At 67.2% G+C, this 12,227-nt stretch carries 8 protein-coding genes and 1 tRNA gene; 2 read left to right on the top strand and 7 right to left on the bottom strand.

Annotated features, from left to right (window positions below; translation table 11 throughout):
* The first annotated feature begins 55 nt into the window (after positions 1 to 55).
* Together KPB06_RS25860 and KPB06_RS25865 are read left to right on the top strand one after the other, a co-directional pair.
* Positions 56 to 134 (top strand) — tRNA-Ile (locus KPB06_RS25860).
* 246 nt (positions 135 to 380) lie between these two features.
* Positions 381 to 1,931 carry a phospholipase D family protein gene (locus KPB06_RS25865; RefSeq protein ID WP_275906029.1) on the top strand — a complete coding sequence of 517 codons (1,551 nt, stop codon included), beginning with the start codon at positions 381 to 383 and terminating at the stop codon, positions 1,929 to 1,931.
* Positions 1,932 to 2,245: 314 nt separating this feature from the next.
* Here KPB06_RS25865 and KPB06_RS25870 read toward each other — a convergent pair whose 3' ends face one another.
* The 7 genes from KPB06_RS25870 to KPB06_RS25900 form a co-directional block, all read right to left on the bottom strand.
* A complete protein-coding gene (locus tag KPB06_RS25870; protein WP_059582906.1) occupies positions 2,246 to 4,078 on the bottom strand; it encodes a S53 family peptidase in 1,833 nt (610 codons plus the stop codon).
* Positions 4,079 to 4,199: 121 nt separating this feature from the next.
* Complete coding sequence (locus KPB06_RS25875; RefSeq protein ID WP_275920556.1) at positions 4,200 to 4,724, bottom strand: hypothetical protein; 525 nt, start codon at positions 4,722 to 4,724, stop codon at positions 4,200 to 4,202.
* The gene (locus tag KPB06_RS25880) at positions 4,675 to 5,343 is read right to left on the bottom strand and encodes a histidine kinase (protein ID WP_275905950.1); all 669 of its coding nucleotides are present in this window, start codon (positions 5,341 to 5,343) and stop codon (positions 4,675 to 4,677) included. The genes KPB06_RS25875 and KPB06_RS25880 overlap by 50 nt, the downstream gene beginning before the upstream one ends.
* Complete coding sequence (locus tag KPB06_RS25885) at positions 5,340 to 6,032, bottom strand: response regulator (RefSeq protein ID WP_275905949.1); 693 nt, start codon at positions 6,030 to 6,032, stop codon at positions 5,340 to 5,342. The genes KPB06_RS25880 and KPB06_RS25885 overlap by 4 nt, the downstream gene beginning before the upstream one ends.
* A 100-nt stretch (positions 6,033 to 6,132) precedes the next feature.
* Entirely contained in the window at positions 6,133 to 7,563 is a 1,431-nt protein-coding gene (locus tag KPB06_RS25890; protein ID WP_059639138.1) for an efflux transporter outer membrane subunit, read from the bottom strand.
* 4 nt (positions 7,564 to 7,567) lie between these two features.
* Positions 7,568 to 10,711, bottom strand: a complete 3,144-nt coding sequence (locus KPB06_RS25895; protein WP_124657207.1) for a multidrug efflux RND transporter permease subunit — start codon at positions 10,709 to 10,711, stop codon at positions 7,568 to 7,570.
* 20 nt (positions 10,712 to 10,731) lie between these two features.
* Positions 10,732 to 11,892 (bottom strand): efflux RND transporter periplasmic adaptor subunit, encoded by a 1,161-nt coding sequence (locus KPB06_RS25900; RefSeq protein WP_275905948.1) that lies wholly within the window; start codon positions 11,890 to 11,892, stop codon positions 10,732 to 10,734.
* Positions 11,893 to 12,227: the final 335 nt, after the last annotated feature.

Here is a 12,227-nt window from a genome sequence, read left to right on the forward strand (position 1 = left end):
ATGCCGGCCCGGCTTCGTTGCCGGGGTGGCGTGTAGCACGCCGTGCTTCTCGTCTGGGCCCCTAGCTCATGCTTGGTTAGAGCAGCGAACTCATAATTCGTTGGTGCCGGGTTCGACTCCCGGGGGGCCCACCAGATTTCATGCCGCGCCGCGCTGTGTCGCGGCATGCCGAAAACCCGCGATCGCGTCATGCGTCGCGGGTTTTTCTTTGGGCGCACGCGCGGCAACAACGCAGGCCTGCCGCGCCGACGGCAATCGAAGTATGCTGTGGCGCGGCAAGCCTCGGCGCGATACTCGCGTACGTCGGGACCGCCGATCGATGCCGCCTCCATCCGGCGGCCAGAACAAACGGATTTCACCCGGGAGCGGGGACGGCGATCATGATCAGGCTGCGTTGGTGGGGTGCGATTCTGTCGTTGCTGATGCTTGCCGCGTGCGCAAGCCTGCCGCCGCAGGCCGATCGCGCGCCGACGCATGCGTACACCGATACCGACAATACGCGGCTGGGCGCCGCGTTTCAGCAGCAGGCCCGCACGCACCCGGGGCAGGACGCCTTTCATTTGCTGACCGATCCGGTCGATGCGCTGGACGCACGCGTGCTGCTTGCCGACCGCGCCGACCGCTCGCTGGACCTTCAATACTACATCTGGCACGACGACCTGACCGGCCACGAACTGGCCGACGCGGTCATCCGTGCGGCGGACCGCGGCGTGCGCGTGCGCGCGCTGCTCGACGATCTCGGCACCAACGCGGACGACCGAAAGCTGCTCGAGATCAGCGCGCATCCGAACATCGAGATCCGGCTGTTCAATCCGGTGGCTACGCGCCGGTTCAAGAAGATCGGCACCGTGTTCGAGTTCTCGCGCGTCAACCGGCGCATGCACAACAAGGCGATGATCGCGGACAACCAGGCGGCGATCGTCGGCGGCCGCAATATCGGCGATGAATACTTCGGCGCATCGTCGATGCTGGAGTTCGGCGATCTCGACGTCGTCGTTCACGGCCCGGTCGTGAAGGACATCTCGACCGAATTCGATACGTTCTGGAATTCGCCGTATGCGTATCCGATCGATACGCTCGTCGGACACGATGCGGCGCCGGGCGGCCTCGACCGCGAGCGCGAACGGTTGCGCGACTACCTGCGGGCCATGGAGGACAATCCGTACGTGCTCGAGGCACGGCAGCGGCTCGACCGGATCGTTCACGGAGAGGGCACGGCGCTGTCGTGGGGGCATGCGACGGTGCTGTACGACGATCCGTCGAAGATCGCGCACCCGCCGAAGGACAGCGACGGGCATCTGATGCCGCAACTGCGTGCGCTCGCGTTGCAGCCCAGGCACGACCTGCTGATCGTGTCGCCGTATTTCGTGCCGGGCAAGGAGGGGGTCGAGCGGCTGCGCGCGCTCACGGCGCGCGGCGTACGCGTGACGGTGCTGACCAATTCGCTCGCGTCGACCGACGTGGCGGCCGTGCATGCCGGCTACCGGCGCTATCGAAGCGATCTGGTGCACGCCGGCGTGCGGCTCTACGAGCGCCGGCCATCGGGCGACAAGAGCATTTCGAAGCAGGTCATCATCGGCTCGTCGCGCGCGTCGCTGCATGCGAAGACCTACGTGTTCGATCACACGAGCATCTTCATCGGGTCGATGAATCTCGATCCGCGTTCGCTGAACCTCAATACGGAGATCGGCGTTTACTGCGAGAGCCCCGCGATTGCGTCGCAGGTGGCCAACGATCTGGAAGCGCGGCTCGACCAGATCGCGTGGCGTGTCGAGGCGAGCACCGACGCGGCCGGCAACGGGCGGCTCAAGTGGATTCAGACCGATGCGGACGGGAAGGTCACCGAGATCGATCACGAGCCGGAGGTATCTGCCGGGCGGCGGATGGAAGTCTGGTTCCTCGGGCTGTTTCCGATCGAATCGCAACTGTGAGCGACGCTCAGCGTCGCGCGCGGCGGTGCGGCTCGATGACGTTCGCGAACTGTGTCGCCGCTGTCTCGATCGTCGCGTCGTTCAGCCCTGAATAGCCGAGCACGAAGCCGTCGTAGCGGCGGACGTCGCCGCGAGATCCGCACAGACATGCATGCCGCCCGGGCTCTCCCGCACGCTCAGCGACGTGCCGATCGGCAGAGGCGAGATGACGCGGCATGCAGACAACCCGCGAAGGCTGCGCAGCCTTCGCGGGTCGTCAGACGCGGTTGCGTACGATACGTCGCGCTTGCGCAACCGCAACGGTCAGCAGCGCGTCAACGCGCGAAGTCCGACGTGCTCTGGATGAACGCGTTCAGCTTCGAGATGTTCACGCTGCCGAAGCCCGTCGTCGCATCCCAGCCGGCCTTTGCCTTGTAGCCGTAAGTGCCGCTGCCGTTGTTCCCGGACGTGACGTCGTGCAGCAGCGCGGCGTTGGTCGGGAAGTACTTGTAGATGCTCGACGCGGGGAACCCGAGCGCATTGTTGTTGGCCGATTGCAGCCGCGCCCAGATGCCCGTGAAGATCGGCGCGGCGAGGCTCGTGCCGCCTTCGTTGTTCAGGTAGCCCGAACCCCACAGCGTGTCGGACGTCTGCCCGTTCACGACGAGAATCGCACCCGTGCGCAGGTCGGCGTCGAAGCCGACGTCGGGCAGCGCACGCTTGGTCGAGCCGGTGAGCGTCGACGACTGCCACGCCGGCGCGGCCTCGTACTTGCTGTACCCGCCGCCGGTCGACCACACGGTGCCCGACTGCCAGCTCGGATCGTTCCAGACGATTTCGCTGTTGTACGCATTGGTCGACGTATTCGTGAACAGCGTCGTGCCGCCGACCGCGATCACGTACGGCGACGTGGCCGGCTCGCTCACCGTGTAGGTCGAGCGCGACGGCTTGCCGCTCGCGCATTCGTACGCGCCGTGGTCGCCGGCGGAAACCGAGAAGGTTTGCCCTTGCGCGACCGCCTGCTTGAAGATGGTGTCGTCGGTCGCCTGCGAGCCCGTGCTGTACGCGGACGATTCGCACACGCCGAGCGACACGTTGATCACCTTCGCGACGTTGTCGGTCACGGCCTTGTTGTACGCGGCCGTGATCGCGGTGAGCGTCATCGACGGCGCGGTGTAGAACACGACCTGCTTCACGCTGCCGCCGGCCGTGCCGACGATCGACTGGCTGTCGAGGTTCCACTCGACGGTGCCGTCGGTGTCGGTGTACGAACTGCCGGCCGGGCCCGTCTTCACGATGCTGCTGCTGATCGTGCCGAGGCCGTTGTTCGCGGCGAACGTATTGAGGTCGCTCACCGTCTGCGACAGGTCGCCTTCGGAGATGATGCCGACGGTGGTCTGCGATGCCGTCGGCGTGCCGTCGCCGCCGTAGATCGACGAGAATTCGGTCGGGTTGTGCGGGACCGCCGACGCGCCGGCCGGGATCGTCAGGTTGCTGGTGTTGCCTTGCGGCTTGCCGCCCGCACCCGTATGCATCAGCTCGACGTTCTGCAGGCCGAGTACCGCGCCGACGATGTTGCCGATCGCGTTCGGCACTTGCGCGGCGTCGGTATTCGCATAGACGCTGCGGCCGTTGCGGGTGAAGCGCTTGAGCGTCGTGCGGAACGCGGACTGGACGGTTCCCGCGGTGCCGGATGCGGAGACGAGCAGCCGGTTGGGTGCGACGACGATGTTCACGAAGCCTGCCTTGCGCAGGTGGGCGACGACGGAGGCGACCTGCTGATCGGTCGGCGCATATTGCGCGGCGAATTGCGCAGGCGTGAGGAACTGCCGGTAGTGCGGCGAGCCGGGCGTATGCAGGTCCCGCAGGTACTGGTCGAGTTGAGCTTCGTTGCGCAGGTTCAGCCCGAGCACGATGTCCACCGATTCGCCGGGCGCCATGTCGATGGCAGAGGCGGCAGCGGCCGCCGTGCTCGCGGCGGGCGCGCCGGCCGTACCGGCTTCGTTCTGCTGCACGAGCGGCAGGAATCCCTTGGTGCGTGTTTCCGTCCAGCCGGCCGCGGGCGCGGCATGGGCGGTCGCCATGCCGAACGAAGCGGCTGCTGCGGCGGCGAACGCGAGTTTGACGATGCGAATGTGCTTGTGTTTCTTGTTTGCAACCTGATTCATTTGAATTACCCCTCCGGTTGAACATCGAACGGCACGAACAACGACGGTCGACAGCGGTGCGGGTCATGCACCGCCGCTTTCTGTCGCATGCGGGCGGATGGCACGGACGCGACAGGGCCTTTCACCCGATCCGGAAAACGGTTTTTCTCCGGGGGCGAAATACGGAAAACGCGATGACGGGAAGGCTGCGCCGCGGGGCGGAGCAGTCGCGCCGGATTCGGCGCGGGCGGATTGCTAGAGCAACAGCTTCGTTGTCCTGCTCATTTGATTCGATCCTTCGGCCCGCTGCCGAATGGCAGCCGTCCAGTGAAATGCATCGGGATGCCGCGCGCGCCGGCGTGCGAACGAATCGTTCGGCGGCGCGTACTTCGGTGCAGCGGAAGCAAAAAAACGTGGAGCGGAATCGATTGCGTGGCGGGCAAACCGTCGGATTGCTTGCATCGGACGGTATCAAGAACGAAAGCGCGGTGTCAAACTTTTTTTGATTATATGAAATAAAATTAAACCGAATTAACCGCAATGGTTTTGAAAAGATCGGCGGCATTTTGTAATGTTCGAAACCCGCAACGCAGGTAATGCCGAATGCGATTCGCCGATCATTTCCGATGCGTGTTGAAACGGCCCGGGTTAGACGGCCAATCGTCATCGAGGAAATGCTCGAATCGTTGCGGCCTGTCGTTCGGCACCCGAAGATCGTCGACGAACCGGAACAGCGCGTCGATATGCTGAAGCAGCGCGTCGCGCGAGGGCGCATTCGTATCGGCGGCAAGCGCCTTGATCGTGTCGAGCCGGGTTGCGAGTTCGGCGAGCTGGGTGTGCGTGACGTGACTGCTGGTGGCGACGGTGGCCGTCGCATCGGATGGATTTGCCGGTTTCATTGAATGAGTGATCGCGTTGAAGTGCTCGATGAAGCGGGACAGGCCGGCCGGGCAGCCGTCGACGGAAACCGCGCGCGCCGACGGATCGCCGGCCACGATCCGGCCAACCGTGTCCGCCATCGCGTCGAGCGTCGCGAGCATGCGGCGGATCAGCCTGATCAGGTCGAACGCGGCGGCCAGCAGGCAGACGGACAGCGCCGCCGCGAGCACCACGTAAGTAAATGCATTGCGGAGCATCGCGTCGGCCGCCGCGTCGTGCGGCAACGCGGCCGGCGCATGCAATGCATGGACGAAGAACGCGACGGTGCAGGCGAGCAGCACGACGACGATCGCGGCGACGCCGATCGCCCGCCCGATTTGCCGGCCGGGCCGTGCCGGCAGCGTCACTGCACGCCCCGCAGCCGGTAGCCGACGCCGCGCATCACTTCGGGCATGCCTGGCGCGCCGGCCCGTTCGAGTTTCTTGCGCAGCCGGCAGATGTGGCTGTCGACCGTGCGCTCCAGCGCGCTCACGTCGGCCATGCACGCATCGAGCAGCTCGCCGCGCGTGAACACGCGGCTCGGCGATCTCGCCATGTGCGCGAGCAACCGGAACTCCGTCAGCGTCAGTGGGATCGGCACCTCGGCGCCCGCCGTGCGCACGCGGGCCAGATAGCTGTCGGTATCGATCTCCAGGTCGCCGACGCGCAGCATGCGCGTGGCGGGCGGCGCGGCCGACCGGCGCAGGATCGCGCGCAATCGCGCGACGACCTCGGCCGGGTTGAACGGCTTGACGATGTAGTCGTCCGCGCCGGCGTGCAGCGCCTGCAGCCGGTCGAGGTCGCGATCGAACGCGGTGACGACGACGACGGGCGTATTGTCGCGCCGTCGCAGCTCGGCGAGCACGTCCCAGCCGTTTTTCCGCGGCATCTTCACGTCGAGCAGGATCAGGTCGGGCTTCAGGCGCGGTTGCATGTCGAGCGCCGCTTGCCCGTCGGCGACGCGGTAGGTGCGAAAGCCGTCGTGCTTCAGGTACGCATCGAGGATGTCCGAGATATCGGGCTCGTCTTCTGCAATGAGTATCAGGGAATTCGTCATGGAGTGTGCCGTGCGATGGCGAACAGTCGGGGCGGCCCGTCGCCGGGCCGGGGCGCGCCGTTCCGCCACGCTGCCGCGCGGGCGGAACGGCGCCGTTCGTTCAGTTCTGCACCACGCGCTTCGACGGTGCGACGTCCTGGTCCGTCAGGCCGCCGCCGAGCGCCTTGTACAGCGCAACGGCATTGCTCAGTTCGCTGCGGCGCAGGTCGAGCAGCGCTTGCCGTGCCGCATAGAGTTGCCGCTGCGAATCGAGCAACTCCAGCCGTCCCTCGACGCCCGCGCGATAGCGCAGGGTCGACAGGTCGGTGCGGCGTTCGGCCGAACCGACCACGCGGGTCTGCGCTTCGATCTGGCGGCCGAAGGTTTCGCGTCCGGCGATGCCGTCGGCCACTTCGCGGAACGCGGCCTGAATCGCGCGTTCGTACTCGGCGACCGCACCGGACTTGCGCACTTCCGCAAGACGCAGCTCGGCACGCAGCCGGCCGCCCTGGAAGATCGGCACCGTGACCTGCGGCGCGAAGCTCCACACGCGCTGGCCGCCGTCGAACAGGCTGCCCATCGCGGGGCTGAGGAAGCCGATCGACGACGTCAGCGACAGGCGCGGGAAGAACGCGGCGCGCGCGGCGCCGATGTCCGCATTCGCGGCGACGAGGTTTTGTTCGGCCTGCTGGATATCCGGGCGACGAAACAGCAGCTCCGACGGCAGGCCGGCCGGCAGTTGCGTCATCACCGGTTGCTGCTGAAGCGGCAGCGGCTCGGGCAGATCCTTCGGCAGCTCGGCGCCGACCAGCAGGCGCAGCGCATTGCGCGCCTGCTCGACGGCGCGCGTGCGCGCCTCGAGATCGGCCGTCGCGCTCGCGACCTGGCCTTCGGCCTGCGCGATGTCGACGCCGCTCGCCTGATGCGCGTCCTTCAGGCGGCGCGCGAGATCGAGCGACTGCCGCCAGTCGGCGAGCGTGCGCTCGGACAACTGGCGTTGCTCGTGCGCGAGGCGTTCCGCGAAGTACGCGTCGGCCACGCCGCCGACGAGCGAGATCTGCACCGCACGGCGGCCGTGATCGGTCGCGACGTAGCGCGCGAACGCGGCATCCGACTGCGACTTCACGCGGCCGAACAGGTCGATCTCGAACGCGCTGATGCCGACGTTCACGCCGTACTGGTTCTGCGTCGTGCCGAACAGCGGCGGATTCGACTGCGTGTCGTCCGACGTACGCTGACGCGTGAAGTTCGCGCCCGCGCCGATCGACGGCAGGCGCGCGGCGCGCTGGATGCCGTACTGCGCTTCCGCGGCCTCGACGTTCAGCGCGGCCACGCGCAGGTCGCGGTTGTTGTCGAGCGCGAGCTCGATCAGGCGCTGCAGGCGGCGATCGCCGAACATCGTGCGCCAGCCCAGATCGGCGGCGTTCGCATCGAGATCGGCGGCAGCGGCGGCGGTGTAGGCCGTCGGCACCGGCATCGCGGGTTTGACCAGCGTCGGCGCGAGCGAGCAGGCCGACAGCGCGAGGATGAGGGGAAGAACAAGCAATCGCATGGCATCAACCTTCCTGTTCGCGAGTCGGGGTAGCCGGCTGCTTGCGGGACGCCCGCCATGCGCCGATGCGCTCCTGGATGCTCATCACGAACACAAAGAAAACAGGGACGAAGAAAATGGCCAGCACCGTGGCGGTCACCATGCCGCCGAACACGCCGGTGCCGATCGCGTGCTGCGTTTCGGCGCTGGCGCCGGTCGCGATCATCAGCGGCACGACGCCGAGGCCGAACGCGAGCGAGGTCATCAGGATCGGGCGCAGGCGCAGCTTCGACGCCTGCACGGCCGCCTCGATCAAGCCCTTGCCTTCCTCGCGCAACTGCTTCGCGAACTCGACGATCAGGATCGCGTTCTTCGCGGACAGGCCGATCACGGTGATCATCCCGACCTTGAAGAACACGTCGTTCGGCAAGCCGCGCAGCAGCACCGCGCCGATCGCGCCGATCAGGCCGAGCGGCACCACGAGCATCACCGACAGCGGAATCGACCAGCTTTCGTACAGCGCGGCGAGCACCAGGAACACGACGATCATCGACAGCACCATCAGCATCGGCGCCTGCGACGCCGACTGGCGTTCCTGCAGCGACTGGCCGGTCCACTCGACCGCGAAGCCCGGCGGCAGTTGCGCGGCAAGCCGCTCCATCTCGGCCATCGCCGCGCCGCTCGATTGGCCCGGGGCGGCGTTGCCCGAAATCCGCGCGGACGGGTAGCCCTTGAAGCGCACCATCTGCAGCGGCGTGTCGGTCCACACCGGGCGCACCACTTCCGACAGCGGCACCATGCCGCCGGCCGCGTTGCGCACGTACAGCTTCATCACGTTGTCGATCTGCATGCGTGCCGGCGCGTCGGCCTGGATGATCACCTGCTGCATGCGGCCCGCGTTCGGGAAATCGTTCACGTAGGTCGAACCCATCGCGGTCGACAGCGTGTCGCTGAGCGTCGTGAACGACACGCCGAGCGCCTGCGCCTTCGCGCGGTCGATCTCGAGGCGGATGCTCGTGCCGGCCGGCAGGCTGTCCGGGTACACGCCGGTCACGACCTTGCTTTGCGCGGCGAGTTCGAGCAGCTTCGCTTCGGCCGCCTTGAGCGCCGCCGTGCCCTGGTTGGCGCGGTCTTCCAGGCGCATCGAGAAGCCCGAGCTGTTGCCGAGTTCGTCGATCGCGGGCGGCAGCAGGCTCATCACCGTGCCTTCGGTCACGCCGGCCATCGCCTGTTGCGCGAGCATGCCTTCCTCGAGGGTCGATGCGCCGCCGCGGTTTTTCCAGTCCTTCATCACGGACCAGTTGATCGCCGCGTTCGGCCCTTGTCCCGAGAAACCGTAGCCGATCACGGAAATGCTCGACTGGATTGCCGGACGCGAGGCAAGATGTTTTTCCAGCGTGTTGACCACGTCATGCGTGCGCTCGGCGGTAGCGTCCGCGGGCAGCAGGAAGCTGGTGATGAAGTAGCCCTGATCCTCGTCCGGCAGGAACGACGACGGCAGGCTGCGGAAGCCGAACACCAGCGCGCCCGCGATCGCGACGAACACCAGCATCACGCGGCCGGTGCGGCCGACCAGGCGGCCGACGCGCGTCTCGTACCATTTCGTCAGGCGATCGAAGCGACGGTTGAACCAGCCGAAAAAGCCGCGCTTCTCGTGATGGCCCGGTGCGAGCGGCTTGAGCATCGTCGCGCACAGGGCCGGCGTGAGCGTCAGCGCGAGCAGCGCGGAGAACAGGATCGACACGGCCATCGACAGCGTGAACTGCTTGTAGATCACGCCGACCGAGCCGCTCGCCATCGCCATCGGCAGGAACACCGCGGTCAGCACCAGCGTGATGCCGACGATCGCGCCGGTGATTTCCTTCATCGCCTTCGACGTCGCGTCCTTCGGCGACAGCCCTTCCTCGGCCATCAGGCGCTCGACGTTCTCGACGACGACGATCGCATCGTCGACGATGATGCCGATCGCAAGCACCATGCCGAACATCGTCAGCACGTTGATCGAGAAGCCGGTCAGCAGCATCACCGCAAAGGTGCCGAGCATCGCGACGGGCGCGACGATGGCCGGGATCAGCGTATAGCGCACGTTCTGCAGGAACAGGTACATCACGAGGAACACGAGCACCATCGCCTCGAACAGCGTGGCCAGCACTTTCTCGATCGAGATCTTCACGAACGGCGACGTGTCGAGCGGGATGGAGTAGCGCATGCCCGACGGCATCGACTTGCCCAGTTCGGCCATGCGCGTGCGGATCGCGTCAGCCGTCTTCACGGCGTTGGCGCCCGGTGCGAGCTGCACGCCGGCGAGCGTGGCCGGCTTGTTGTTCTCGCGGCTCACGAACATGTAGTTCTGCGAGCCGAGTTCGACGCGCGCGACGTCGCCGAGCACGACCTTCGAGCCGTCCGCGTTCGCGCGCAGCACGACCTTCGCGAATTCTTCCGGCGTCGTGAGCTGACCCTGCGCGGTGAGCGGCACGGTCACGCGCTGGCCCGGCAGCGCGGGCAGCGCGCCGAGGCTGCCCGGCGCGATCTGCACGTTCTGCTGGCCGATCGCGGTCGTCAGGTCGTTCATCGACAGGCCGAAATTGATCAGCTTCTGCGGATCGACCCAGATGCGCATCGCGCGCTCGGAGCCGAACTGCAGCACACGCCCGACGCCGTCGATGCGCCGCAACTCCTCGGACACGCTGCGCGCCATGTAGTCGGCGAGCGCGCCTTCGTCGAAGCGGCCGTTGTCGGAGCGCAGGCCGATCAGCATCAGGAAGCCGGACGACGCGGATTCGACGATCAGCCCGTTCTGGCGCACGGCGGCGGGCAGGCGCGGCTCGATCGACTTGATCTTGTTCTGCACGTCGACCTGCGCCAGCGCCGGATCGGTGCCGGGCTTGAACGTCACGGTGATCTGCGCCGAGCCGGACGTATCGGCCGACGATTCGAAATACAGCAGGTTCTTGACGCCGGACAGTTCGCGCTCGATGAGGCTCAGTACGCCGTCGTTCATCGTCTGCGGCGTGGCGCCCGGGTAGTTCGCGGTGATCGTGACGGACGGCGGCGCGACCGACGGGTAGCGCGCGACCGGCAGTTGCGGGATCGCGATCACCCCCATCAGGATGATGAAGAGGGCGATCACCCACGCAAACACCGGGCGGCGGATGAAGAATTCAGCCATGGCTGGAGGCTCCTCGTGACTCAGTGCGTGGACGCGGCGGCGGCCGCGTCAGGCGACTTCCAGTCGGTCGCGGCGGCCGGCGCGCCATCGGTCAGGCGTTCCATGCCCTCGACGACGATCTTCTGGCCGGCCTGCAGGCCCGACTTGATGCGGTAGTGGCGGTTCGCGAGCTCGCCGACTTCGACGGCCTTCAGACGCGCGTGCCCTTTCGCGTCGAGCACCCACACCTGCGGCTTGCCGCCGGCGCGCACGACGGCCTGTTGCGGCACCATCACCGCGTTGGCGTAGTGCGCGCGCGGAATGCGGGCACGCACGTACATGCCCGGCAGCAGTTGGCGTTTCGGGTTGTCGACCAGCACGCGCAGCAGCACGTCGCCGGTGCCCGGATCGACGTTGACGCCCGAGAACAGCATGCGGCCCTTTACGTCGTAACGCGTATCGTCGTCGCGCAGCACGTCGACCGGCAGGCCGTTGCCGTCCGACGCTTGCGGCTGCGACGCGAGCGCGCCGCGCAGCGCTTCGAGCGACGCGGCCGGCTGGCGCACGTCCACATAGACCTGGTCGATCTGCTGGATGCGCGCCATCGGCTGGCTGTCGCCGCTCGACACCAGCGCGCCTTCCGTCACGAGCGCCTGGTCGATGCGGCCGGCGATCGGCGCTTCCACGGTCGCGAATTTCAGATCGAGCTGGCGGCGCGCGAGCGTCGCGCGGGCCTGCGCGACGTCGGCCGCGGCCTGGTCGCGTTGCGATACGGCGTCGTCGTACACCTGGCGGCTGATCGCATCGGCTTCGACGAGCGGCTTGAAGCGCGCGGTCTGGACCTTCGCGCGTTCGAGCGCGGCCTGCGCCCGCAGCAACGAGGCGGCGGCCGTATCCATCTCGGCCTTGAACGGCGCCGGATTGATCTGGAACAGCGGCTGGCCCTGGCGTACTTCGGTGCCCTGCTCGAACAGCCGGCGTTGCACGATGCCGCTCACCTGCGGCCGGATCTCGGCCACCCGCACGGCCGCGACGCGGCCGGGCAGATCTTCGGTCACGTCGACGCGCGTGGCGGCCACCGCCATGGCCGCCACCGGGGTGGCCGGCGCGGCGGCCTGCTGTTCGGACGGCCCGCAACCGGCCAGCATCGCCGCCACCAGCACACATACGGCGCCGTGGCAGCATCGGTTCTGATTGTTCATAACGACTCCAGGAAGCGCAGGCAGCCCACTGCCTGCTTTGACGGGGCGGAGTGTGCTTGGAGTAGTTGGCGGCTTTTATGCGGAAAGATGGAGATTCGATGGAGGCGGCGAAAGGCGCCGAAAAGCAGGGAGTGAGCCGAAGCGGAATGCTCGGACGAACGGGATGCCGCGCGGTGTCATGCGCGTGATGTTTCGACTCGATGCGGGCGTCGGCTCGCGCCGGTATTTAAAGATCGAGCCGGCAGGGCCGCCGGGCGAACCGCCCGACGACGCGGCGCCGGCGTCGCGCGATGGCGAAGCGGGCGGGGGGCAGAGAATGGGGCGCGCCATTTGAC

The organism is Burkholderia semiarida (genome assembly GCF_029268935.1).
Classification (GTDB): domain Bacteria; phylum Pseudomonadota; class Gammaproteobacteria; order Burkholderiales; family Burkholderiaceae; genus Burkholderia; species Burkholderia semiarida.